We start from the raw sequence: 24,914 nt of genomic DNA on the forward strand, positions 1-24,914 counted from the left end.
CACCGTCGGTTGATCTGCGGTACAGCGTCCGATTTCTACCTTCCTAGTCAGTGCTTGATGCCACTGACCAGGAAGGACGTCCGATGCGCAGCCGTCTCCGCATGGCCCTCGCCGGTTCCGCCGTGCTGATGGCGGCCGGTTCGACGAGCGCGGCCACGGTGCACACCGAGCGGTACTCCGCGCCGGCCCCGGCGCCGGAGCTGTCGGCCGCCACCCTCGGCGCCCGCTATCAGGCGGCGAGCCGGGAGATCGTCCGCGCACGCGCCACGGCGGAACGGCTGCACGATGGTGACCGCACCCGGATCCTGTCTGCGTTCCTCTCCCCCGGACGCCGGTTCCTGTCGTTCGATGCGCGCGGCCACGGCCGGGCCGTCGAGGTGTTCGGCGACCTGGTGCGCGCCGACCGGGTCGCGGTCGTCGTGCCCGGCGCGGACAACACCCTCTCCACCTACGACTCCGCCAAGTTCGTGGGCGGTGGCAGCCGCGCGCTGTACCAGCAGGCACTGGACGATCAGGCACTGGACGATCAGGCACTGGACGATCGAGCACCGAACCGACGGGGCCGCGCAAAGGCACCGGGCACCCGGCTCGCCGTGATCGCCTGGCTCGGCTACGACGCGCCGTCCATCACGAGCGCGGGCGTCCTCACCGGGAGCCGTGCCACGTCCGGCGCGCGGGGCCTCGACCAGCTGCTCACCGGCGTACACAGGGTCAACGGGCACGCCCGGTTCGCGCTGCTCTGCCACAGCTACGGATCGGTGGTGTGCGGCAAGGCCGCCCGCCGGCTCGCCCCCTTGCCGGTGGACGAGATCGCCCTGTTCGGCAGCCCCGGCACCACCAAACGCGACGCGTCCGATCTCGGGACCACGGCGCATGTCTGGGCGGGACGGGCCCGCGGCGACTGGACGCGGTTCGTTCCGAACGTCCGCCTTCTGGGGCTCGGTTTCGGCGCGGACCCGGTGTCCCGGACGTTCGGTGCCCTGCGCTTCGATGCCGGGTCGGGTCCGCATAGCGGCTACCTGAAGCCCGGGTCCGTCGCGCTCCGCAACCTCGCCCTGATCGCCCTCGGCCGCGACCGGGAGGTCACCCGTGCGTGACACCGTGTGGGGCGAGGGCGGCCGGGCGGCCGGCGCGCCGCGCGAGCGGGACCGCGCGGTGGACGTGCTCCGGGCCTGCGCGATCCTCGGGGTCGTCCTCGGCCACTGGCTGGTCACGGCACTCGTCCTGCCCGGCGGCGCGGACGACCTGCGTGTCACCAGCCCGCTCGCCGCGATGCCCGGACTGGCCCCGATCTCGTGGGTGCTCCAGACCTTGTCGGTGTTCTTCCTGGTCGGCGGGTACTCGGCCGCGAGGGGCCTGCGCCCGGACGAACCACAGGGCGCCCGGCTTCGACGGCGCCTCGCCCGGCTGGCGCGGCCCCTGCCCGTCCTGCTGCTGGCCTGGATCCCGGCCACCGCCCTCCTCAGCCTGGCCGGCTTCACACCGGCTGGCCTGTACTCGCTGATGACGCTGGTGCTGAGCCCACTGTGGTTCCTTTGCGTGTACGTCGTCCTGACGGCCCTCGCCCCCGCACTCGCGGCCGTCTGGAACCGGCTCGGCTTTTGGGGTGCCGTCCTCCTGGTCGGGGCGACCGCCGCGATCGACGTGGGACGGTTCGCGCTCGGCGCGCCGGGCTGGATCGGCTGGGCGACCGTCCTGACCGGCTGGCTTGTGCCGTTCTATCTCGGCATCGGCTGGGCGGACGGGGGTTTGAGAGGCCGCCGCACCGGACTCGCGCTGCTCGCGGGCGGCGGCACCGCGACGGCGCTGCTGATCGTCTTCGCCGGGTATCCCGCGAGCATGGTCGGCGTGCCGGGCGCGGCCGTCTCCAACCTCAGCCCGCCCACGCTCGCGGCTGTCGCGTTCGGACTCGCCCAGACGGGCCTGGCGCTGCTGCTGCACGGCCCCCTGACCCGGTGGACCCGGCACGCCCGGGCGTGGCGTGCCGTCTCGGCGGCCAACCGCTCGGCCATGACGATCTTCCTGTGGCATCAGACCGCGCTGCTCACAGTCACGGTCGCAACGTTCCTCGCCGTGGGCAGCCTGCCAGGGCTGCACACGCCACCCGACCAGCCGGAATGGGTCGTGCGGCGGCTGCCCTGGCTGGTCGTCTTCGGTGCGGTACTGGCCGGGATCGGGGCCGTCACCCACAGGTTCGAACGCACCGGAAGAACGGCGAGGAAGAGGACGGCGGCATCGGCGCAGGCTCGGCCGAACTCCGTCACCACCCGGGACATCTCACAAGCGACCCCCTGATTCCGGAAGGTCACCCGGCACCCGCCGGACGATCTCGGATGGTAGAAAGACGGACGATGCCGCCACGCAAGACGACCTCGCCGCGCTCCCGACGACTCAGGCGGGCCCTGGCCTGCGCCGTGACCATCTCCGGAATCATGCTGACCACCGCCGGGACCGGGCACGCGGACCCGTACGCCGCGCCCGTCCCCGTCCCGTCGATGGCGCCGTCCACACTGGACGCCCGCTACACCGCCGAGCGCCGCTCCATCGAGCAGGCGCTCAAGACGGCGCAGGCGATCGGCGACGACGACCGGCAGCGCGCACTCGGCGCGTTCCTGAAACCCGGCAGGCGGTTCCTCTACTTCGACCCACGTGGACGCGGACAGGCCGTCGAGGTCATCGGCGATCTCACACGCGCGCGCCGCGTGGCGGTGCTCGTCCCGGGGGCCGACACGACACTGACGGCGTTCGACGACCGGTCCAGCAAGCCGTGGTCAACGCCAGGCGGGGGCGCGCGAGCCGTCTACGCGCAAGCCGGCTCCCTGACGCCACGTCCGGGGCTGGCCGTGGTGGCCTGGCTCGGTTATGCCTCGCCCAAGACGTTCAGCAGCGACGTCCTCACCGACGAGAGAGCCGCCCAAGGCGCGGTGCGGCTACGGCAATTCCTGGCCGGACTGCACCAGGCGAACCCAGGCGCGCAGGTGGGCCTGCTCTGTCACAGCTACGGTTCCGTCGTCTGCGGACGAGCTGCTTTGGCGCGCACCAGCAACGACGGAGGAGCCTGGCAGAAGGTCACCGACATCGCGCTCTTCGGCAGCCCGGGAACCACCGCCTGGTCGGCCTCCAAGCTGGGCGGCACGGCACGCGTCTGGGCCGGACGGGGCGCCTCCGACTGGATGGAGGACGTCCCCCACGTCCGCATCTTCGGCCTCGGCCTCGGGCCCGACCCGGTATCGCGTGATTTCGGCGCCCGGGTCTTCGACGCGGGCACCGGCGGCCACAGCGACTACCTGCTGCCCGGCTCGCCCTCGCTCGGCAACCTCACCCGCATAGCGCTGGGCGACCCCGACGAGGTCACACCCGGCTGACCGTCCGGTAGAGGCCAGGTCCGGCGCCGGATCCCAGGCGGGCACGCCTTTCCCCGCTCCCGCACAAACCCTTGATCGGCGCACTCTGGGACGGGTCATCGCCCAGGTAATGGCACTCTGGGGAGGTGGATACCGCGAACGAGGCCGAAATCCGAGAGCAGACCACCCAGCGTCTGGAGAAGGCGATGGGCACGTTCGGCACCGCGGCGCTCAGCAGCATGGAGGAGCAGCTGCCCTGGTTCCGGCGCATGCCCGCCGACCAGCGCTCCTGGATCGGCCTGGTCGCCCAGGCCGGTATCGCCGCGTTCGTGGAATGGTTCAAGAGCAGCGAGCAGACCCGCCCCGCCATCGCCGGCGAGGTGTTCGGCACCGCGCCCCGGGAGCTGCTGCGCTCCATCAAACTCCAGCACACCATCGACATGATCCGCGTGATCATCGACGTGGTAGAGACCCGGCTCGACGAGCTCGCCGCGCCCGGCGGTGAGGCGCAGCTACGCGAGGCCATCCTGCGCTACACGCGGGACGTCGCGTTCGGCGCCGCCCAGGTCTACGCCCGCGCCGCCGAGACGCGCGCCGCCTGGGACGCCCGCCTGGAGGCCCTCGTGGTGAACGCGGTGCTGCGCGGCGAGGTCGACGACGGCATGCACTCCTGGGCGGCCGCCCTCGGCTGGACGTCCAAGCCCGTCACCGTCATCGCCGGGTTCACGCCCGAGGACGAGGAGCCCGAGGTCACCATCGACCAGATGCAGTTGGCCGCCCGCCGCGCGCGCGCCGACGTGCTGGCAGGCGTCCAGGGACGCCGCGTCATCGTCATCGTCGGCGGCGACACCGACCCCCTGGAGGCGGCCCGCCCGATCGCCGCCAAGTGCGGCCCCGGGCCCGTCGTCGTCGGCCCGCAGGTCGGCGACCTCTACGACTCGACCCGGTCCGCGCAGGCCGCCGTCGCCGGGCTCCGCGCCGCCGTCGGCTGGCCCGACGCGCCGCGCCCCGTCCTGGCCACGGAACTGCTGCCCGAACGAGCCCTGGACGGCGACGACGACGCCCGCCGGCATTTGGTGGAGGGTGTCTACAACCCCATGCTCGCCGCCGGTGCCCCCCTGCTCGACACCCTCACCACCTATCTCGAACAGGGATCCTCACTGGAGGCGACGGCCCGGTTGCTGTTCGTCCATCCCAACACCGTCCGCTACCGGCTCCGACGCGTGACCGAGCTCACCGGCCTCGCCCCCACGGACGGCCGCAACGCGTTCACCCTGCGGATCGCCCTGGTCCTCGGCCGGTTCGGCACCCGGACGGGTCGCGGGTAAGGGCCGCTTGTAGGTCTCGTACAAACCCTCGTGACCAAAGTTCGTGCTGTTCCGCATCGGCACGGGGGGCCCCAACCGGCAAGCTGGACGCTGTGATCCTCCTCGCATCGCCCGGCCAGGGCGCCCAGACCCCCGGCTTCTTGCAGCCATGGCTAGAGATACCCGGAGTCGCCGACCGCCTGGCCTGGTGGTCGGCCGTCACGGGACTCGACCTGGTCCGGTATGGGACGACCGCGGACGCCGAGGAGATCCGCGACACCGCGATCGCGCAGCCGCTGCTGGTCGCCGCCGCACTCGCCGCATACGAGGCGCTCTACCCCGGTGACGCCCTCCCGGATGTGGTCGCCGGGCACAGCGTCGGAGAGCTGTCGGCCGCCGCGATCGCCGGGGTGCTGTCCCCCGAGTCCGCGCTGGTGCTCGTCCGGGAGCGGGGGCGGGCGATGGCCGAGGCCGCCGCCGTCACCCAGACCGGGATGACCGCCGTGCTCGGCGGCGACCCCGACGAGGTCCTCGCCGCCATCGACAAGCACGGGCTCACCCCCGCCAACGTCAACGGCGCGGGCCAGATCGTGGCCGCCGGTACGACCGAACAGCTGGCCGCCTTCGCCGAAGAGCCGCCCGCCGGTGCGCGGCTGCGGTCCCTGGCGGTCGCCGGCGCGTTCCACACTGAGCACATGACCCCCGCGGTCGACACGCTGCGCCGGCTCACGCCGGGAGTCCGCGTCGCCGACCCCCGGACCAGGCTCCTGCAGAACCGCGACGGCGCCGCCGTCGGCTCCGGTTCCGACTTCGTCGCCCGGATCGTCGAGCAGGTCAGCGCGCCCGTCCGCTGGGACGCGTGCATGCAGACGATGCGGGAGGACGGCGTCACCGCGATCATCGAGCTCCCGCCCGCCGGGACGCTGACGGGACTCGCCCGCCGCGAGCTCAAGGACATCGAGCGGGTCGCCCTCAAGACCCCGGCCGACCTCGACAAGGCACGCGAGCTGATCGGGGCGCACACGTCATGACCGCCGCACTGCGCATCCCCGCCGCGACCGCCGGGGCCCGCATCCTCGCGTTCGGCGACTACCAGCCCGCCCGGATCCTCACCAACGACGAACTGTCGGAGACCGTCGACACCAACGACGAGTGGATCCGCAGCCGGGTCGGCATCGCCGAGCGCCGTATCGCCGGCGACGACGAGGGGATCGTGGAGCTCGGCGTGCACGCCGGCGGCAAGGCCCTCGCCGGCAGCGGGCTCGCCCCGTCCGACATCGACCTGGTCATCCTCGCCACCTGCTCGGCGGAGTCGCCGATGCCGGGCCATGCGCCCGCCGTCGCGCACCGCCTCGGCATCGACGCGCCCGGCGCGTTCGACATCAACGCCGCCTGCGCCGGCTTCTGTTACGCCCTCGCCACCGCCGACGCCGCCGTCCGGGCTGGGAGCGCCCGCAACGTGCTGGTGATCGGCTCGGAGAAGATGTCGCAGTGGATCGACTGGACGGACCGCTCCACATGCATCATCTTCGCCGACGGCGCGGGCGCGGCGGTGGTCACCGGCAGCGACGCGCCGGGCATCGGCCCGGTGGTGTGGGGCAGCGCCGGCGACGGCTTCGACAAGATCATCATCGATGACCGGCACTCGTTCATCCGGCAGGAGGGGCAGGCGGTCTTCCGCTGGGCGACCACCGCCATCGCACCCATCGCGCGGGAGGCGTGCGAGCGCGCGGGCATCGCCCCCGAGGACCTCGCCGCGATCGTCCCGCACCAGGCCAATCTGCGGATCATCGAGGCCATCGCCCGCCGGGTGAAGGCCACCAACGCCGTGATCGCCGACGACATCGTCCACTCGGGCAACACCTCGGGAGCATCCATCCCGCTGGCCCTGTCCCACATGATCGAGCGCGGCGACGTGCCGTCCGGAGCCCCGGCCCTGCTGGTCGGGTTCGGCGCCGGGCTGTCCTACGCCGCCCAAGTCATCCAGATCCCGTAGGCCGGCGCGCCTGCATCCAGAGCTCTGGACCAACCCACTGAAGGAGAACCCGCACCATGGCAGTCGCCACCGAACAGCAGATCCTGGACGGCCTCGCCGAGATCATCGACGAGATCGTCGGTATCGACAAGGCGGAGGTCACCCCGGAGAAGAACTTCATCGACGACCTCGACATCGACTCGCTGTCGATGGTGGAGATCGCGGTGTCCGCGCAGGACCAGTTCGGCGTCGAGATCCCCGACGACGAGCTGCGCAACCTCAAGACGGTCCAGGACGTCATCAACTTCGTCCAGAAGCTTCAGGGCTGATCAGCGGGGACGGCGCGCCGCCCCGGCCGGCACGGGCCTGCCGGTCCGGGGGCCCGCCGGACCGTTCCGGCGGCGCGGCGCGCCATGCCCACTCCCTCCCCGTTCGCAAGGAGCAGCACGTATGAGCACGAGCAAGACCAAAGTCGTCGTGACCGGTTTCGGGGCCACGACCCCGCTCGGCGGAGACCTGCCGTCGACATGGTCGGCCCTGCTCGCCGGCAAGTCCGGTATCCGCACGCTGACGTGGGAGGGCGTCGAGAACCTGCCGGTGCGGTTCGCCGCCACGCTGGCGGTCGACCCGTCCGAGGTGATGCCGAAGCAGCAGTTGCGCAAGCTCGACCGCAACCAGGCCATCGCGCTGATCGCGGCGCGGGAGGCATGGACGAGCGCCGGGTTCGCCCCGCCCGCCACCCGCAGACCCAAGAAGGGCGAGGAGGCGGCCGGCGTCGACGGCGGATTCGCCGTGGACGGTGAGCGCCTCGGCGTCGTGCTGTCCAGCGGCATCGGCGGCCTGCACACCGCGCTCAACAGCTATGACGTCTACCGGGAGAAGGGCTGGTCACGGGTCTCGCCCTTCACCGTGCCGATGCTGATGCCGAACGGCGCCTCCGGGCACGTCGGCATCGAGTTCGGCGCGATGGCCGGTTCGCACGCCCTGGTCAGCGCCTGCGCCTCCAGCGGCGAGGCGGTCGGCTACGCCATCGACATGATCCGCGCGGGCCGCGCCGACGTCATCATCTGCGGGGGCACCGAATCGTGCATACACCCGCTGCAGATGGCCTCGTTCGGCGCCATGCGCGCGATGTCGACCCGTAACGAGGAGCCCGAGCGTGCGTCCCGTCCCTACGACAAGAACCGCGACGGCTTCGTGCTCGGTGAGGGCGCGGCCGTCATGATCCTGGAGTCGGAGGAGCACGCGCGGGCGCGCGGGGCACAGATCCACGGCATCGCCGCCGGCTGCGGCTACTCCGGCGACGCCTACGACATCGTGCTGCCCGACCCGAGCGGCGCCGGCCAGGCCAAGGCCATGCGGCGGGCCCTCGCCGACGCCGAGCTGGACCCCTCCGACATCGTGCACATTAACGCCCACGCCACCTCCACCCCGGCCGGCGACGTGGCCGAACTCGCCTCGATCAAGGCCGGGCTCGGCGAGGACGCCGCCAGCAAGGTGATCATCACCGCGACCAAGTCGATGACCGGGCACCTGCTCGGCGGCGCCGGGGCCCTGGAGTCGATCTTCACCATCCTCACGCTGCGGGACGGGCTCGTCCCCCCGGTCGCCAACCTGGAGGACCTCGACGACGAGGTCGACCTGGACATCGCCCGGGGCGAGCCGCGCAGGCTCAAGGACGGCCCCGCCGCGGCGCTCAACAACTCGTTCGGCTTCGGCGGCCACAACGTGTCGGTCGCCTTCCAGCGAGCCGTCTGAGCTTCCTCGGATCGCGCCCCCTAGGGCGCTCCCGACGTGACCGTTCTCGGCGGCCGGGGCCGGGTCCGGCACCCGCGCCGGTCAGGAGCCGTCACGCCATCGGCAGGCTGGCGGGCGCGCCGTAGGGGTGACCGCCACCCGCTGCGGCTTGGCTGCCGCCATCCACACCGCATCCCTCTCTGGAGTCACAGAAGCGCACCCCGGGTCAGGCGAGCCCCACTGGGAAGATCGCGAAGCGATGACGCGGTCGCCCAAGCACGGTCAAGGGGGCGAGCCGCCAGGCGAGCCCCCTTGGGCCGGGATTGCATCAAACAGCAGCGTGGAGCCAGCGGACGGGGGCGCCGTCGCCGGCCCTGCGGAAGGGCTCCAGTTCGTTGTCCCACGGGGTGCCGAGGAGCCGGTCGAGCTCGTGTTCCAGCGTCGTCTTGCCGACGGCGGCGTTCGCCATCACCGCACGGAGCCGGTCTTCGGGGACCATGATGTCGCCGCTGGCCCCGATGACGCCCGTGAACACCCCGAGGGACGGGGTGAAGCTGTAGCGGACGCCGTCGCAGCCCGGCGTGGGGTCCTCGGTGGCCTCGAAACGCAGCAGTTTCCAATTCCGCAGCGCGGACGTGATGCCCGCCGCGGTGCCCGGCTTGCCCTCCCAATGAAGCTCGGCGCGCAGCGTTCCCGGGGCCGCCGCCTGATCGGCCCACTCAAGGGAAACGGGCACACCGAGAACACCTGCGGCGGCCCACTCGACATGCGGGCTCAGCGCAGGTGGCGCGGAGTGGACGTAGAAAACGCCACGTGCGGTCACCGGACCTCCTGGATCTGTACCGAGGCTCGTCTTCCCCTACGGCCTCGTACGTCCCAAGACGGCGTCCGCGTCCCTCATTGTGCATCATCGGCACCGGTCGCACCACCGTGAGTTGGCTGTTTGTCGAACGCTTGACCACGGGATGCACACCGTTCATCGTGCCCGGACGTCCAGAGTAGGCGTTTCGGGGTGCACGGTACAGCGGAAGGTGCACGATGGGCGCGGGAAGCGGTCGGCGCTGGTGAGAGGCGAGGACCGATGATCGATCAGCAGGCACGGTTGGAGCGGCTGTTGGCGCGGCACCCCGACGCGGCGATGGTGGAGCCGGTACCGGGACGGCCCGCGCTGGTCCGCCGTGACCAGATTCTCGTCGCCGGGCACGACGCCGGCGCGGCCGAGGACGCGGTGCGCCACTGGTACGACTCGCGGCACGACGAGGAGGGGGTCACCCGGCTGCGGCTGCGGGCTCCGGCGAAGGTGGACGTGTGCGAGCTCGCCGTCCAACTGGCCGGAGACGGTCGGCACCGCAGGCTGGCCGTGTCGCCCAACCATCTCGTCCTGGGGCAGCCAATGTGGTGGAGCGGGCCCGCGGGCCTGCCGCGCCCGTCCCGTCCTGTACCGGCCCCTGAGGGCGGGCGCGCGCGCAGGGACGTGACGGTCGCGATCCTGGACACGGGTCTGTCGCCCCACCCGTGGTACGCGGACACGGACTGGTTCCGCGAGCAGCGCGACGAGGTGGCCGAGGACCTCGACGCGGACCTGGACTGCGAGCTGGACGCGCAGGCCGGGCACGGCACGTTCATCGCGGGCGTCGTGCTGCGGCACGCGCCGTCCGCACGGCTGCGGGCGGTGCGCGTCATCGGCGGGGACGGCGTCGGCGACGAGGCCGGGGTGATCCGCGCGCTGGCGGGACTTGCGGCCGGGGCCGGGGCGGACGTCGTCAACCTCTCGCTCGGATGCCATACGTTCGACGACCGTCCGTCCCCGGTGCTGGCGCGGACCGTCGCCGCGCTGGCCCGCCGGACGGTGGTGGTGGCGTGCGCGGGCAACGCGGCGACCGACCGGCCGTTCTGGCCCGCCGCGCTCAAGCCGGTGATCGGCGTCGCGGCGCTGGACGGCGACGACCGCGCCGCGTTCTCCAACTACGGCTGGTGGGTGGACGCGTGCGCGCAGGGCGTGGACGTGGCCAGCAGCTACGTGACCTTCGACGGCCGGACGGACTTCGAGGGCTACGCGACATGGAGTGGCACCTCCTTCGCGGCGCCGGCGGTCGCGGGACGGATCGCCGGGAAGGCGGCCGCGGAGGATCTCGACGCGGCGACGGCGGCGGACCAGGTCCTCGACCGGGCGGACGGCGCCGTCCTGCCCGACCTCGGTGTGCTCATCGATTCCTGAGCACGGGATGGCGCCGATTCGGTAACTGAGCGTGCGCATACCGTCACCATCGTTCTAGGGTGGAGTGCGCGGGGGGGCCGCGAAGGGAGTCTTTGGGGTGCCCCTGCACAACGATGGCACGGAATCGCTGGTGGTCCGGGCCCGCGACGGCGACGGCGCCGCGTGGGCCCGGCTGGTCGAGCGTTACAGCCCGATGCTGTGGACGATCGCGCGCGGGCACGGGCTGAACGACGCCGACTCGGGCGACGTGGTGCAGACCGCGTGGCTGCGGCTCGTGGAGCGGCTGGACGAGCTGCGTGATCCCCCCGCGGTCGGTGGCTGGCTCGCGACCACCGCCCGTCACGAGAGCGCACGCCTGGCGGCCCGGCGGGGCCGTGACCTCCCGTCGTCCGCCGCACCGGTCGTCGCTGCGCTCGACCGCGCTCCCGACCAGGTGGTGATGGCCCGCGAGCGCCTCGGTCAGGTCGCCGCCGCCCTCTCGGCGCTCCCTCGCCGCTGCCAGATGCTGCTGCGGCTGGTCGCGCAGGCCGCCTGTCAGGCCGAGTTGGCGGCGGCGCTGCGCATACCGGTCGGCAGCGTCGGCCCGACGCGCGCGCGGTGTCTCGCCACGCTGCGCAGGCTCGTCCGGTGAACGAGGACGACCTGCTGGCGCAGGTGCGGGCGGCGTTCGAGGCATTCGACCCGATTCCGGAGAGCGTCCTGTCCGCGGGACGCTCCGCGATCGGGTGGCGGGTGCCGTCCGCGGTGCTGGCCGGGCTCGCCGCCGACCGGACCGGGCCCGTGGAAGCGGGGGTCCGGGGCGGGACGTCCCGCGCGCTGACGTTCACCTGCCCCGGTCTGAGGCTGGAGGTCGAGGTGACCGGGGCGGGGCGGCACCGCGAGGTCACCGGACGGCTCGACCCGCCCGCTCCCGCGCTGGTCGAGGTCCGCCATCCGGACGTTACACCGGGAGGGCTGACGGCCCGCGCCGAGTCCGACGGGCTGTTCTGCCTCCCGCGCGTACCCGAGGGGCTGACCAGCCTCGTCCTGCGGTTCGCGGACGGGACGTCCATCGTCACGAGCTGGATCCACCTGTGAGCGCGCCCGGCGAACGCGCGCTGCTGCGTCTGGCGGCCATGGCCCCCACGACCGCGCGCACCCGCGCCTTGACCCTCCTCGAACGCGCGGTCACCGCGTCCGAGGAGATCCTCGCGCTGCGCGTGGCGGGCTTGGCCGCCAAGGAACTGGGCCATCTGGACGAGGGTCTGGGTCATCTCCGCCATGCCTTGGATCTCGCCGAAGGACGGCGGCCGCCGGGCGACCGCGACGCGTACGCGGCGGCGCAGGTGCGGATGAATCTGGTCGGGCTGCTCGCGGCGCGGGGCGAGTGCGAGGCGGCGCTCGCGCACGCGTCGGAGGCGGAGCCGGTCCTGAGCGGGCCGGACGCGGATCGGCTGGCCGCGAACAGGGCGTGCGTGCTCGCGCGTGCCGGGCGGGTCTCCGAGGCGCACGATCTCGCCGCGCGCGCTCTGCCTCGGCTGCGGCACGGGAACGACCCGGCGACGCTGAGTGGTCTGCTCACCAATCTGGGCCTTGCGCGAGCCTTGCGCGGGGACTTCGACGATGCGGAGCAGGCTCTAGCAGAGGCGGTCGCGGTGGGTGAGGCAGCGGGTTTGCGCCACCAAACGGCGATGGCCAAGGGCAACATGGCCTTCGTAGTGTCCCGACGTGGGGACGTACCGCGCGCGCTTCGGCTCTTCGCTGAGGCCGAGCCCCAACTGACTGGCGAACGCCTGGCGCAGTGCCGTTTCGACCAGGCGGAGACCCTCATCGTCGCGGGCCTGCCAGGCGAGGCCCGTCCGGTCCTTGAGGAGGCTCTGGCAGCGGCTACAGCGAACGGGTACCGGTGTGACGTCGCGGACGGCCTGCTTCTTCTCGCCCACGCCGAACTTGCCGATGGCCTGCCCGGACGGGCGGCGGGCACGGCCGAGCGGGCACGGGACAAGTTCGCCGGGCAGGAGCGCACCGGATGGATGCTGCTCGCCGAGCACGTGCTGCTCCGCGCGAGGTGGGTCTCCGGGGAGCGCTCGGAGGCCCTTCTCGACACGGCGGTGGCCACGGCGGAAGGGCTGGACGACTGCGGCTGGAGCGATGCGGCGGCGGACGCCCGTATCGTCGCAGCGCGCGTGGCGATCGCGCAGGGCAGGCCGGCGGGCGATCTGCTCAGGGTGGTCGGCCGGATGCGCGGACCCGCCGCTGCCAAGATCTCCGCCTGGCACGCCATCGCCCTCGAACGATCGGCCAAGGACGACCATAGAGGCGCCATCGAGGCGGTTCAGGCCGGTCTCCGGGTGACCGAGGAGCACGCCGAGGTGCTCGGTGCTCTGGACCTGCGGGCCCGGGCGGCCGGATTCGCGACCGAACTCGCGGAACTCGGCCTGAGCCTGGCCGGCTCCGCGCAAGAGCTGCTCGCTCTGGAGGAACGGCGCCGTGTACTCGCGCGTCCGGTGCGGGTCCGTCCGCCCAAGGAGCCCGGACGGGCCGCGGCACTGGCCGCACTGCGGGCGCTGAGCGTCGAGCACACGGCCGACACTGCGCGCGGCGGGGTTCCGTCGGTCCTGTCGGAGGACCTGGTCGCCCTGGAGGCCCAGGTGATGGCGCACACGCGCCGTCGGACGCCCGACGGGCTGCCGAGCCACTGCCCCGACATCGGTGAGATCGCCGCCGCGCTGGACGGTCGCGCGCTCGTCGAACTGGTCGCGATCGGGCCCGAACTGCACGCCGTGACGGTCACCGACGGGCGCGTCCGCCGACGGCGCCTCGGGCCGTGGGACGCGGCCAGCCACGACATCGGCATGGCCCGCTTCGCGCTGCGCCGCCTGGCTGCGGATGAGGACGACCCGCAGGCCGTCGCGGCCTTGGTCCACTCCAGCACTCGTCTGGAACGTCTCCTGCTGGCCCCACTGCGCGCGGACCTCGGCGACCGTGAACTGGTCATCGCCCCGACCGGGCTGCTTCACGGTCTGCCTTGGGCGACGCTGCCGTTCCTGGCCGGACGTCCGTTCACGGTCGCCCCCTCCGCGGGCGCGTGGTTGCGTGCCTGTGCGGTCACTCGTCCGACCGGCCATGTCGTCCTCGCAAGTGGGCCCGACCTGATGCACACGGCGCGTGAACTCGACGCACTCCGGCGTGTCTACCCCCACGCTCTCGTCTTGGACGGTCCGGGGGCGCGCGCGGAACATGTCCGTGACGCCATGGACGGTGCCCTGCTCGCCCACATCGCTGCCCACGGTGAGTTCCGGCCGGGCAACGCCCTGTTCTCGCTCCTGCGCCTCGCCGACGGCCCGCTGATGGTCCACGACCTGGACGGGCTGTCCGCGCCGCCGCACGTCATGGTGCTGTCCGCGTGCGACATCGGACGCGCGGACGAGGGCGACGCCGTCCTCGGCATGGCGGGCGTCCTGCTCGCCCTCGGGACCGCGACGGTGATCGCCAGTGTCGCCCCCGTCCGGGACGAGGTGACGCCGGAGTTCATGTCCGCCTTCCATGCGGAGCTGGCCGGGGGACGGTCACCGGCGCGGGCCCTGGCGTCCGTCCGGCGTTCCCCCGGCGTGGCGGGCTTCCTGTGCCTGGGCGCCGGGTGACGCCGGACGCGGTCAGGAGTCGCCGGTGGCCACCGGATGCGCGGAGTCGGCCACCCAGTTCGACCAGGAGCCGACATAGAGGGCGGCCGGGATGCCGGCGAGATTGAGCGCGAGGATCTCGTGCGCGGCCGTCACGCCGGAGCCGCAGTAGGCACCGACGTCCAGGGCGTCGGTCGCGCCGAGCTTGGCGAAGCGCTCGCGGAGCAGGCTCGGTGGCAGGAAGCGGCCGTCCACGCCGACGTTGCCGGACGTGGGGGCGTTCCGCGCGCCCGGGATGTGCCCGGCGACGGGGTCGACGGGCTCCTGCTCGCCACGGAAGCGCTCGGCGGCGCGAGCGTCCAGCAGGACGCCCGCGCGGGCCAGCGCCGCGGCGCCCTCGGCGTCCAGGACCGGCAGCCGTCCGGGGTCGGCGATGAAGTCGCCCGGCTTGACCTTCGGGTCGTCCGTGGTCACCGCGTGACCGGCCTCCGTCCATGCCCGGTACCCGCCGTCCAGGACGCGGACGCGGTCATGGCCGAAGTAGCGCAGCGACCACCAGACCCGCGCGGCGGCGGTGGAGTCGGCGTCGTCATAGACCACGACCAGCCGGTCCGCCGAGACGCCGGCGCGGCGCATGGCGGCCTCGAAGTCCCCAGACGCGGGCAGCGGATGCCGGCCGCCCGCCCCGGGCGGCCCCGCCACGTCGCGGTCCAGGTCGACGAAGACCGCGCCGGGCAGGTGTCCCTTGCGGTAGGACTCGATTCCCGGCGGCCCCGCCAGGTGCCACCGTACGTCCAGCAGGACCACGGGTGTCTGTCGCCGGAGCAGCCGGTCCAGCGCAGGCACTTCGATGAGAGGATGCACCTCGCCAGTCTGACCGGGGTTGCCCCAATTCGGGAGGGGCGAATTCTGGTTCGTCACTCTCAGAGCCTAGGCATCCGGCATCGGCGGCGCCGTCACGACGCGACACGACACGACGGTGTCAGGGCCGGGACGTACTGAGAAGCGGGATCAGCAGCTCCGCCGGGACGAGTGAGCCGTGCATACCGACCATCCGCTCCAGCCACGGTTCGCGCTCGGACGCCACGATCGCCAGGTCCGCACGCGGGACGGCGATCACGTCGCCGACGCGCTCCGCCATGCCGGGATCGAGCGGGCCGAACCAGCCGCCCTCGACGGCCTCGTCCCGCGACACGACCCAGGCGCGGTCGCCGAGCACATCCGCCCAGGCGGCGAGGACATCGGCCTGGGCGCCGGGTTCGGTGTAGACGTAGCGGGCGCGGGCGTCCCCGCCGAGCAGCGCGACGCCGTCCCGCAACCCGGGGACGGTGTCGGCGTCCACCCGCTCGGACGGATCGACCATGCCGTGGTCGGCGGTCACGTACAGCGCCGACCCGGCGGGCAGGACGGCGGCGATCTGCTGCGCGAGGACGTCCACGAACCGCAGGTGGTGGCGCCAGTCGGCGGACGCGACGCCGAACCGGTGGCCGGTCGAGTCCAGATCGGCGTGGTAGGCGGTCACGAACGACCGGGCGCCCCGGCGCAACGCCTCCTCCGCCCGCCCGACGAGCTGGCCGAGGCTCTCGGCGCCCAGATAGTCGGCACCGCGGGCGGTGGCGCGGCTCAGGCCCGTGCCCCGGTACTGGCCGAGCGCCACGTAGGCGACCTCGACCCCGTCCGCCGCGGCCCGCTCGTACACGGTCGGGGCGGGTTGGAACTCTCGCGGGTCGACCGAGTCGTCCCGCCACCGCAGGCAGTTGAGCAGCCGTCCGGTCCCCGGGACCGCCACCTGCACGCCGAGCAGCCCGTGCCCGCCCGGCGGCAGCCCGGTGGCCAGCGAGCCCAGGCTGGTGACGGTCGTCGCCGGGAACCCGGCCGTGATCGGACGGCCGTCCATCGCGTTCAGGAAGGGCGCCTCGTCCGGGTGGGCGCGCAGTTGCTCCCAGCCGAGCCCGTCCACGAGCAGGACGCAGGCGCGCGGCAGTGCGGGCAGGCCGAGCACGTTCACCGCGTCCGGCACGCCCAGCGCGGCCAGGACCGACGGTGGAAGGTCGGCGAGCGCACCCGTCCCGTACCGGGGCGGGTCAGGTGGTGGAACGCTCACCGGGCGGTCGCGGCGGACAGTTCCTCGGCGAAGGCCAGGACCTGCCCGACGGCCTCCGCACCGTCCGCGGCCTCGCTCACCCGCAGTGACAGGTCGTCGGCCGTGACGCTTCCGGTGTAGCCGTGGTCGGCCTCACAGTTCTCGTCACCGCAGGTCGCGGGCTCCAGGTCGATGTGGGCGATGGCGCCCCAGCCGATCGTCAGCACCACCTCCGTCGGCGGTACCCCCGGCACGTAGGACGCCGGATCCGGGACTACCCGGGTCACCGCGACCGACTGGACGCGGTTCAGCCTGACGGCCTCGGTGGTGGTGGACGCGTGCGGCTGGGCCATTCCCTCGCCGGGCGGATGCTCGTCGGTGTGACACACCAGCAGCCGGCTCGCCGACAGCACCAGCACGGTCACATGCCGCCGCACCTCCATCGCGGGGTCGAAGGTCGCCTCGTGGTGGACCACGTAGGCGACGACTCGCTCGTCCCCAATGGCCGACTCGACCGCGTCCGCGACCAGAACCGGGTAGTAGCCGCTGCGCTCGATCGCCGTGCGCAAACCGTGAGCGGTCGCTCGGGTTTCCCTCATGGCCCCATCCTGCCCTGTCCGGGGGCGGACGCGCACATGGCGGCCCGGACGCGTGGTCATCGGCCGTCTCCCGGGGTACGGGGGAAGCATGGACAGAGATCCGCTGCCATCACCGCCGCCGGTCCCGCCGCCCACCCCCGACCCGGCTCCCCAGCCGGAACCGCTGGTACCGCCCCCCGAGCCGCCGCCAGGCCCCGCACCGCAGCCTCCCGGGCCGGTGCCACCGGGCCCCGCGCCCGATCCCGTCCCGCCCGGACCGCCACCGGAGCCGACACCACCCGGGCCGGCCCCCGACCCGACTCCGCCCGGACCGCCGCCCGACCCGATCCCGCCGACACCGCAGCCCAGCCCGCCACCGCCCCCCGGCTGACCGCACGACCGGACCCGCCCCACGTGTCACCGGGCGGGGCGGTCCGGGAAGACCGGGCGGTCAGGGAAGACGCGCTCTCAGGGAAGGCGGCGCGGGCCCAGCTCGGGCCGGGGCCCCAGTGGGCGCTCCAGGCGCAGCGACACCTGGGTGACCGCGGCGCCGGACGCGTCCGCCATGACCGGGTTCAGTTCCAGGCGCGCCACTTCAGGGAGGTCGTAGCCGAGGCGTGACACCCGGAGCAGCAGTTCTTCCAGGGCGGCGACGTTCACGGGCTCGGCGCCGCGGTGCCCGAGCAGGAGCGGGGCCGTCCGGATGGCGCGGACCAGCTCCGCGGCCTCCACGTCGGCCAGCGGTCCCAGCCGGTAGGCGCGATCGTCCAGGAGGGCGGCGGTCTCGTCGGCCAGGCCGAAGGAGACGACCGCTCCGAACGAGGGGTCCTCCATGGTGACGATGCGGGTCGGTACTCCCCCGCCGCCTTCCGCGAGTTCGATGCCGTAACAGGCGAGGAGCTCGGATGCCTGTTCCGGTGTCGCATGCACCGGAGCACCGGAATCAAGCCATCCCTCCACCAGCCCCCGCGCGCGCTGGCGGTCGGTGCCGGTGAGCTCCGGTCTGCGGCCGGGCGGGCGCTGCCGCCACTGTGCGTACCGGATGACGTATGCCAGCGCCCGGACGGCGTCCTCAGGCGCCGGGTAGGACGGGATGGACCCTTCGGCCGCGGTGCCGTCGGGCCCGGGGACGCGGAGGTCCGCGGGCATGCCCTTGAAGCCCAGGTACGTCGCGACGATCGGCTTGGAACTCCCCTCCGCCAGCCGCAGGATCTTCTCCGGAACGCGCAGGTCGTAGCCGCCGATCGTCGGGGGCGTGAACAGCGCCACCACCGCGTCGACCGTGTCGTCCTCCAGGGCCCCGGCGAGGGCGGCCTCGTACTCGTCGGCGCCCGCGCGGGGCCCGAGGTCGAGCCGCGGCCTGACCTCCAGGCCGAGCGCCGCCGCCGCGTCCTGCGCGAGGAGTCCGAGCGAGTTGGAGTTGTCGATGATCGCGATGCGGTCGCCGGCGGGCAGCGGTTGATAGGCCAGCAGCTGCGCCACGTCGAACAGCTCCGACAGGTCTTCGACCCGGATCACTCCGGCCTGCGCGAAAAGCGCGCTCACCGCGTGATCTGGCAGGGTCAGCGCGCGCGCCGCGTGCCCGATCGGAACACCCTGCGTGCTGCGTCCGCTCTTGACCGCCACGATCGGCTTGCGCCGCCCGAGCCTGCGCGCGAGCCGCGCGAACTTGCGCGGGTTGCCGAGCGATTCCAGGTACAGCAGGACGGCCTTGGTCGCCGGATCCTCTTCCCAGTACTGCATCAGGTCGTTGCCGGACACGTCGGCGCGGTTCCCGGCAGAAACGAACGTGGACAGGCCGAGCCCTCGTTCTGCCGTCCGCTGGAGGATCGCAATGCCGAGCGCACCCGACTGGGAGAAGAAGCCCACCGGACCCCGTCCGGGCATGGTTGGAGCAAGGGTCGCGTTCAGGCGAATCTCTGCGTCGGTGTTGGCGATGCCCAGACAGTTGGGCCCGACGACCCGCATCCCGTAGGCGCGCGCAAGACGGACCAGCTCCTCCTGGCGCGCCCGTCCTTCCGGGCCTGTCTCCCCGAATCCGGACGACACCACGATCAGACCGTGCACGCCCTTGCTCGCGCACTCCTCCACCACGTCACGCACAGCGTCGGCGCGTACGGCGACGACCGCGAGGTCCACATCGTCCGGGATCTCCAGGACCGACGCGTAGGCACGCACGCCCGCGACGGCCACGGCGGTCGGATGCACCGGGTACACGGGCCCGCTGAAGTCCCCGCCGAGCAGGTTGCGCAGGACGGTGTGCCCGACACTGTGCTCGGCCCTGCTCGCACCGATCACGGCCACCGAGCGGGGAAACAGCAGCCGCTGGATCGAGCGCGACTCGGCCCGGTGCTCGCGTGCCGTCATGACCTCCAGCGAGGTCTCCGTGGGCTCCAGTTCCAGGACGAGCTCGATGACGCCCTCCTCGAACCGCTGCCCGACCTGGTAGCCCGCCTCCCGGAACACCCGCGTCATCCGGCGGTTGTCCGGTAGCACGCTGGCCACGAACCGGCGCACGCCCCGCTCCCGTGCCGCCGCCGCGATGTGCTCCAGGAGCACCGCGCCGAGCCCACGCCCCTGATGCGCGTCCTCGACCAGGAAGGCGACCTCGGCCGTCTCCGGACGATCAGGAAAACTGTCGTAGCGGACGACCGCCACCATTTCCTCCCCGATCGTGGCGATCAGCGCGACACGCCGATCGTGGTCCACGGACGTGAAGTGCTCGACCTCACGGTCGGTGAGGGTCGGTCGCGGCGAGAAGAACCGGTAGTAGATCGACTCCGGCGACAGCCGTGCGTAGAACACGCGCAGGATCTCGCTGTCGCCGGTCCGGATGGGGCGCAGATGGGCCGTCCCGCCGTCGCTGAGGACGACGTCGGCCTCCCACTGATCCGGGTAACGCTCGGTCACGCATCCGAGCGTAAGGCACGCCGTCCCAGGTCGCCGCGCCGGGAAAATCGAGGCTTCCTTGGTTTCGCTGCGCGTTCGAGACCTCTTCGGGGGGCAAGAGCTGTTACGGTCAAGCACACGCCCAGAATGCCGCTCGCGCGGGCCGTGTTGATCGAGGTGATGACTCCATGACGCGCGTGGTCGTGGTCGGCGATCTTATGACAGATACCGTGGCGCGTGCCGCGTTCCCCCTGGCCAAGGGCAGTGACACGCCCGCCGCCGTGACGATCCACGGGGGAGGCTCGGGCGCCAACGTGGCCTCGTGGCTCGCCTTGGAGGGGATCGAGGTGGCCTTCGTCGGCCGCCGTGGCTCCGACATCGCGGGCCGGAACCGGGACATGGAACTGATGGGGTACGGCGTCGACGCCCGCCTCGTCATGGACCAGGAACGTCCCACCGGTACCTGTGTGGTCATGGTCACCCACAAGGGCGACCGCACCATGCTCTCGGATCCGGGCGCCAACGCCGCCCTCCTCCCCGAGGACATCGAGCGCTGCAAGGACCTGTTCTCCCAGGGCACGCACCTGCACCTGTCCGGCTACTCGCTCATCAACGAGGGCTCCCGGAAGGCCGCCACCCACACCCTGGACCTCGCCCGCAAGGCGCAAATGTCCATCTCCGTGGACGGCGGCTCGTCCTCGCCCCTCAAGCGGATGGGCGCCGAGCCCTTCCTGGAGTGGACGCAGGGCGCCCGCCTGCTGGTCGTCAACGCCTCCGAGGCCGAGATCCTCACCGGCCGCGACAACCCCGACCAGGCCGCCAAGGTGCTCACCGCCTGGTACCCGCAGGTCGTCGTCAAGGTCGGCGCCGACGGCGCGCTCTGGTACACCAACGGCCGCCCCGAGCCGGTCACCGTCGCCGCCGAACCCGTCGAGAAGATCATCGACGGCACCGGCGCGGGCGACGCCTTCATCGCCGGCTTCCTGCCGCCCTGGCTGGACGGCAAGCAGCCCGCCGACGCCCTCACCGCCGGATGCCGCCTCGCCGCCACGGCCATGCAGCACCTCGGTGCCCGTCCGTCCCTCGACGTGGTCGACAACCAGATCAAGAACTGACCGGGTCGCGGGATCAGGCCAGCGGTGTGTAGGTGCGCACGTCCTCGCGCACCGCGGCCCACAGACGGTTCAGCGGGTGGCCCGCGTCATAGCGTTCCAGATCGTCGCGGCGGACGAACGCGCCCGTCATCAGCTCGGCCTTGGGCTCCAGGTCGTCGCGCAGCGTGATCGCGCGCAGCGGCACGCTGTCGGGATCGTCCCGCCCGGCCATGCCGCGGCCGATCGACCCCGTCACGATCATGCAGCCGTGGACGAAGCCCGATCTCAGCAGCGACAGCCCGTAGTGGACGTCGTCGATGTCGGCGACCACGTTCAGCCGGTCCCGGAAGTTCGGCCCGTACCAGGTCGCGAGCAGATCGGCGACCAGTCCCGCGGGCGGCACCACCAGGGGGACGCCGCCGAGCCCACTCGTCTCCACCGGCGCGTCCGGCAGTTCTGACTCCGGCAGGTTCGTCAGCAGCAGCGCCCGACCCCGCGCGTACTCGACGACCTCGTAGTCCTTGAGCCGCAGGTCGCCCTCCGGCGTGCTGACGATGCTGCCGCAGATCAGATCGACCTGCTTGGTCTCCAGCCGCGTCCACAGGTCCTTCGTGCGCACGTGCGCGACCTTGAACTCCACCTCGCGCTGCCGGAACTCCTCCGACACCCGGTCCCACGCCCGCGACACGATCGGCAGCGTGAACTCCGTCGTGCCGACCGTCAGCATCCGTCCGAGCCGCCGGCGGCTCCAGTGGATGGACTCCAGCCAGTTGGTGAACGTTCGGCGCGCCAGTTCCACCGAGGTCTCCCCGGTGGGGGTGAACAGGAAGTCCCTGCCCCGCCCCTGCCGCACGGTCAGCACCTCCCCGCACAGCGCCTGGCTGTTGCGGTTGAGGGTGTCCAACTGCTTCTGGACGCTGGACTGCTCGCGCCCGAGCACCCGGGCCGCCCGCAGCGCCGACCCCGTCTCGTGCACCACGAGCAGCGTCCGCAACTGATCGAACGTGGTGTCGAGCAGCGCGGACGGGCATGCCAGCAACTCGTCGAGAGAAGGGGACACGGGGAGGGACATTACTACCAGCTCCCGAAATGGCCGAGCGTTCACTGGGGCGGGAAATGATGACATTTCCCGCTGAACTTATCTCAAGATGTTCTGTGAAACAACTGGACAGAGTTTTCTAACCTCTAGAACACTTTCATCCCGTCCCCGACCGAGGAAGTGCACCCGTGAGCCCGTTCGCCCCCGACCGCCCCGTCCCACCGCCGGACGCACCCGCGAAGATCGTCGCGTCCGTCCCCACCAAGGTCAGGGTCGAGCCCGCGGACAAGCTCGTGTACTCCGGAAAGGCCGCCCCCTGAGACTCCCGGTTCGCCGCGGTTCTTCTCCGCCGCGGCGCCCGGGCCGTTCGTCGACCCGTGCGCGGGGCCGCGCGCACGGGTCGGCCAGATCGTCCGCCCGCGCCGACAGGGGCGCGCGGGCGGGGCGGCTCCGGGCACCAGCCCAGACCCCACCTGGACTGGCGCCCAACGCCGACCATCCGACACACGCTAGACAGATTCCAGAAGGCTCTTGACCTCACGCGCCTGCCAGTCCAGCCGCTCGGCGGCGTACGAAGCGCGCAGGTCGTCGACGATCCGTTCGAGCAGGTCCCGGTCCCGCTCCGCGTCCAGGTTCGTCATCAACTCGCTCTCGTGCTCGTACGTCGCGCCGAAGTTCCCGAGCATGGCGAACACTTCGAGGACGTCGCGCCAGAACACGGCGGGATCGATGCCCGTGACACGCCAGTCGGTACGGCTGAAGCGCTGCACCACCGCCAGGGTGTGCTCGCCGAGGTCACCGTAGGAATCGTTGCAGCGGTGCTGGGCCAGCGAACAGGCGGTGAGCCCGGCGCGCCGCACGGCCAGCAGAGTGGGCGGATCATCGGCGTGTTCCGCCTCCAGCTCCTCCAACTCCTCGAACAGGGGGTCGACGTTCTCGAAGGTCGGCAGGCCCCAGCCCGGCGCCTCCAGATCGAACGGGGTCGCTCCCGCCAATCGCTGGTAGAACGAACGCGGCGAGACCGGGTACAGGTCCCAGCTCCCGAAATGCGCGCGGACGGCATAGCGGCCGCTCGGAACGTCGCGCATCGCGGGTGAATAGTCCTTGTCTCGGACACCCGTCCGTTCCAGTACCTTCGACCGAGCCTTGGTGAGCGTCTTGCGGTGGCCGGCCAGATCACCGACAAGGTCCCCGCCCGTGATCCCGGCGGCGGTGAGACGGTCCCTGAGGTCGACCAGATGCGACCACATCCGCTCGTCGGACTCGCCAAGGTAGGACCGCGAGTTGACCTTCACGTCGAGGGCGTCCCAGTCGCCGCCGCAATCCACCACGCACACGACGCTGAACCACAGATCCCAGTACGACCACTCGACGCCGGCGACCGTGTCCCATTCCTCCGGCCCGTACACGGTCCACTCCGGGGTCGCCCGGTTGAGCTTCTTCGCCGGTCTGGACGCCTGGGCCTGAGCCGGATCTCTGCGTCGTACGGTTGTCTCTGGCGACGCCACCGGCCGGGGCACGGTGATCTCCCGCTCGGCCAGCGCGCGGAACTCGGCGCGGGCGGCGTCCGGGTCGGCGCCGGACAACAGCCGAGCCGCAAGGTCGGCGACGGGCCAGGTGACGAGGGTTCCGGAAACCGCCAGGTACACCCCGAGCTGGCGGATGCGATAGAGCTCATCGACATCGAGCCACGCATGCGCGACAAGATGCCTCAAGCGCCTGGCCACCTCGGCCCGGTCACCGAGGCTCACCGCGATCAGCGTGCCACCGACCATCAGGTCGCCCTCTGCCCACCCACGCACGAAGACGGGTTCGGCGACGCCGGGCGGAATGCCCGCCCGCCCCGGTAGGGCACCGTGCAGCGTCTTGACGAGGCCGACCAACTCGCGCACCTCGTCCTCAGGCACGCTCCGGTGGATCTGCTCGACGGTCACGCCCGGCTCCGGCAGCACACCCGCCTCGAACCGGGCCAGCATCAGGCAGATTCGAGCCAGCCCGGTCTCTGCATCACCGATCACGCCGGGGGTCGAGTGCGCGGTGAAATAGCGCCGGACACGGCCGAGCAGTCCGGACAGCACGCCCTCCCCCGGCCCGGACTCGTCGGCGTTCGAGACAGACAGACCCCCCGTGCCACGATCCGGGGCGATGTCGACCCAGCCATGAGCGGTGGGTCGCAGGTCGGCGGCCCTGTCCCGGAACGGGGGCACCAACGCCGCGTGCGACGGGTACCGCCGCGCCACGCCGTCCGCCCACCCATCCGGAGCCATCGTTTGGAGGGCCCGGAGCGCGCGATAAGGAGGCACCTGCTGCACAAGGGCACACATCCGCAGTGCGAGCGCCCGCTCGGTATGCATTCCGTGCACGCCGGTCGCGCTGAAAGGCAATCGTCCCGTCACCACCGGCGCCCCGGCGAAGGCACGCGCGCACCATTCACCGACGGCGCCGGAATCCAGTCCTCCGTCCGGCGAACCCGTCATCACACCCCTTCCAGATACCGATCGGAAGCCTATCTTTTGCGGGCGAAACGTACGGTAAGACGGAGATTGATTCACCAGAGGAGGACAACAAACCCGCTACGACCGTTCACACGCCTGACGCAAATGGCTTTTAGATGGTCAGCGGCATACTGAAAGGCCGCGCCCACGAGACAGTCCTTGCCGGCAAGTGCAGGCGCAACCCGCGTTGCGCGACCTACTCCAGCGTGCAGGGCTCAACGCCGCGTCTTGCCCGTCCTGCGCGGCCCGAATGCAGACTCCGACGATCGCCCCGTCCTCTGCGAAGTCGTTGCCCGGGTCGTGCTCACTCAGGAAGTCCGGCGCCTAACGCGCACATCCGTCCACGCTCCCAACGGATGACGAGACGGCTTGGGGCGCGGCCTACCGCAGCATCAGACTCGGCCGCGACGCTCTGGCCTGTTCGTGCCCGGGCTGGTCAGAGCGTCGAGCGATCTGTCTCCCGACGTACACGACATCCGCCGCGATCCTGGCACCGCATCCGGCCCCGACGCGAGCACGCAGGTTCGGGAGCTGTCTCTTTGTCGACTCCCGA

21 protein-coding genes are annotated in these 24,914 nt (G+C 72.1%); 14 read left to right on the forward strand and 7 right to left on the reverse strand.

Going from position 1 to position 24,914, the window contains the following annotated elements; genetic code table 11:
- The first annotated feature begins 83 nt into the window (after window positions 1-83).
- From AMA02S_RS16055 to AMA02S_RS16090, 8 genes are all read left to right on the forward strand, one after another.
- Window positions 84-1,097: an alpha/beta hydrolase gene (locus AMA02S_RS16055; protein WP_084265193.1), complete on the forward strand. Its 1,014-nt coding sequence runs from the start codon at window positions 84-86 to the stop codon at window positions 1,095-1,097.
- On the forward strand, window positions 1,090-2,295 hold the full coding sequence (locus tag AMA02S_RS16060; RefSeq protein WP_067458568.1) for an acyltransferase family protein: 1,206 nt from the start codon (window positions 1,090-1,092) through the stop codon (window positions 2,293-2,295). Before AMA02S_RS16055 ends, AMA02S_RS16060 begins: the two co-directional genes overlap by 8 nt.
- A 56-nt stretch (window positions 2,296-2,351) precedes the next feature.
- A complete protein-coding gene (locus AMA02S_RS16065; protein ID WP_084265194.1) occupies window positions 2,352-3,365 on the forward strand; it encodes an alpha/beta hydrolase in 1,014 nt (337 codons plus the stop codon).
- 125 nt (window positions 3,366-3,490) lie between these two features.
- Entirely contained in the window at window positions 3,491-4,672 is a 1,182-nt protein-coding gene (locus tag AMA02S_RS16070) for a PucR family transcriptional regulator (protein ID WP_067458574.1), read from the forward strand.
- Window positions 4,673-4,764: 92 nt separating this feature from the next.
- The gene (locus tag AMA02S_RS16075; protein ID WP_067458577.1) at window positions 4,765-5,682 is read left to right on the forward strand and encodes an ACP S-malonyltransferase; all 918 of its coding nucleotides are present in this window, start codon (window positions 4,765-4,767) and stop codon (window positions 5,680-5,682) included.
- Window positions 5,679-6,647, forward strand: coding sequence for a beta-ketoacyl-ACP synthase III (locus AMA02S_RS16080; protein WP_067458580.1), 969 nt, complete (start codon window positions 5,679-5,681; stop codon window positions 6,645-6,647). The genes AMA02S_RS16075 and AMA02S_RS16080 overlap by 4 nt, the downstream gene beginning before the upstream one ends.
- A 56-nt stretch (window positions 6,648-6,703) precedes the next feature.
- A complete protein-coding gene (locus tag AMA02S_RS16085) occupies window positions 6,704-6,955 on the forward strand; it encodes an acyl carrier protein (RefSeq protein WP_067458583.1) in 252 nt (83 codons plus the stop codon).
- 121 nt (window positions 6,956-7,076) lie between these two features.
- The gene (locus AMA02S_RS16090) at window positions 7,077-8,384 is read left to right on the forward strand and encodes a beta-ketoacyl-[acyl-carrier-protein] synthase family protein (RefSeq protein ID WP_067458586.1); all 1,308 of its coding nucleotides are present in this window, start codon (window positions 7,077-7,079) and stop codon (window positions 8,382-8,384) included.
- Window positions 8,385-8,691: 307 nt separating this feature from the next.
- On the opposite strand, the gene AMA02S_RS16095 is transcribed toward AMA02S_RS16090, so the two are convergent.
- A complete protein-coding gene (locus AMA02S_RS16095; protein WP_067458589.1) occupies window positions 8,692-9,186 on the reverse strand; it encodes a DUF3145 domain-containing protein in 495 nt (164 codons plus the stop codon).
- A 258-nt stretch (window positions 9,187-9,444) separates the two neighbouring features.
- On the opposite strand from AMA02S_RS16095, the gene AMA02S_RS16100 reads away from it, so the two are divergent.
- From AMA02S_RS16100 to AMA02S_RS16115, 4 genes are all read left to right on the forward strand, one after another.
- Entirely contained in the window at window positions 9,445-10,581 is a 1,137-nt protein-coding gene (locus AMA02S_RS16100; RefSeq protein ID WP_157430606.1) for a S8 family peptidase, read from the forward strand.
- A 97-nt stretch (window positions 10,582-10,678) separates the two neighbouring features.
- Complete coding sequence (locus AMA02S_RS16105) at window positions 10,679-11,212, forward strand: RNA polymerase sigma factor (RefSeq protein WP_245667571.1); 534 nt, start codon at window positions 10,679-10,681, stop codon at window positions 11,210-11,212.
- Window positions 11,209-11,658, forward strand: coding sequence for a hypothetical protein (locus tag AMA02S_RS16110; protein WP_067458592.1), 450 nt, complete (start codon window positions 11,209-11,211; stop codon window positions 11,656-11,658). The genes AMA02S_RS16105 and AMA02S_RS16110 overlap by 4 nt, the downstream gene beginning before the upstream one ends.
- The gene (locus AMA02S_RS16115; protein WP_245667572.1) at window positions 11,655-14,204 is read left to right on the forward strand and encodes a CHAT domain-containing protein; all 2,550 of its coding nucleotides are present in this window, start codon (window positions 11,655-11,657) and stop codon (window positions 14,202-14,204) included. Before AMA02S_RS16110 ends, AMA02S_RS16115 begins: the two co-directional genes overlap by 4 nt.
- A 12-nt stretch (window positions 14,205-14,216) precedes the next feature.
- On the opposite strand, the gene AMA02S_RS16120 is transcribed toward AMA02S_RS16115, so the two are convergent.
- The 4 genes from AMA02S_RS16120 to AMA02S_RS16135 all read right to left on the reverse strand — a co-directional run bounded on the left by AMA02S_RS16120 (window position 14,217) and on the right by AMA02S_RS16135 (window position 19,754).
- Window positions 14,217-15,047 carry a sulfurtransferase gene (locus tag AMA02S_RS16120; RefSeq protein ID WP_067458595.1) on the reverse strand — a complete coding sequence of 277 codons (831 nt, stop codon included), beginning with the start codon at window positions 15,045-15,047 and terminating at the stop codon, window positions 14,217-14,219.
- Window positions 15,048-15,165: 118 nt separating this feature from the next.
- Window positions 15,166-16,287 carry an alkaline phosphatase family protein gene (locus tag AMA02S_RS16125; protein WP_067458599.1) on the reverse strand — a complete coding sequence of 374 codons (1,122 nt, stop codon included), beginning with the start codon at window positions 16,285-16,287 and terminating at the stop codon, window positions 15,166-15,168.
- The gene (locus AMA02S_RS16130; RefSeq protein WP_067458602.1) at window positions 16,284-16,865 is read right to left on the reverse strand and encodes a DUF5998 family protein; all 582 of its coding nucleotides are present in this window, start codon (window positions 16,863-16,865) and stop codon (window positions 16,284-16,286) included. Before AMA02S_RS16130 ends, AMA02S_RS16125 begins: the two co-directional genes overlap by 4 nt.
- A 447-nt stretch (window positions 16,866-17,312) precedes the next feature.
- Window positions 17,313-19,754: a bifunctional acetate--CoA ligase family protein/GNAT family N-acetyltransferase gene (locus AMA02S_RS16135; RefSeq protein ID WP_067458605.1), complete on the reverse strand. Its 2,442-nt coding sequence runs from the start codon at window positions 19,752-19,754 to the stop codon at window positions 17,313-17,315.
- A 167-nt stretch (window positions 19,755-19,921) separates the two neighbouring features.
- On the opposite strand from AMA02S_RS16135, the gene AMA02S_RS16140 reads away from it, so the two are divergent.
- Window positions 19,922-20,848: a carbohydrate kinase family protein gene (locus tag AMA02S_RS16140; RefSeq protein WP_067458607.1), complete on the forward strand. Its 927-nt coding sequence runs from the start codon at window positions 19,922-19,924 to the stop codon at window positions 20,846-20,848.
- Window positions 20,849-20,861: 13 nt separating this feature from the next.
- Here AMA02S_RS16140 and AMA02S_RS16145 read toward each other — a convergent pair whose 3' ends face one another.
- Window positions 20,862-21,887: a LysR family transcriptional regulator gene (locus tag AMA02S_RS16145; protein WP_218004984.1), complete on the reverse strand. Its 1,026-nt coding sequence runs from the start codon at window positions 21,885-21,887 to the stop codon at window positions 20,862-20,864.
- Between the two features lie 167 nt (window positions 21,888-22,054).
- Between AMA02S_RS16145 and AMA02S_RS44705 the strand changes: the two genes are divergently transcribed.
- Window positions 22,055-22,186 (forward strand): hypothetical protein, encoded by a 132-nt coding sequence (locus AMA02S_RS44705; RefSeq protein WP_281181885.1) that lies wholly within the window; start codon window positions 22,055-22,057, stop codon window positions 22,184-22,186.
- A gap of 189 nt (window positions 22,187-22,375) precedes the next feature.
- On the opposite strand, the gene AMA02S_RS16150 is transcribed toward AMA02S_RS44705, so the two are convergent.
- Entirely contained in the window at window positions 22,376-24,133 is a 1,758-nt protein-coding gene (locus AMA02S_RS16150; protein WP_157430607.1) for a hypothetical protein, read from the reverse strand.
- Window positions 24,134-24,914 lie beyond the last annotated feature (781 nt).

The organism is Actinomadura macra NBRC 14102 (assembly GCF_001552215.1).
Taxonomy (GTDB): domain Bacteria; phylum Actinomycetota; class Actinomycetes; order Streptosporangiales; family Streptosporangiaceae; genus Spirillospora; species Spirillospora macra.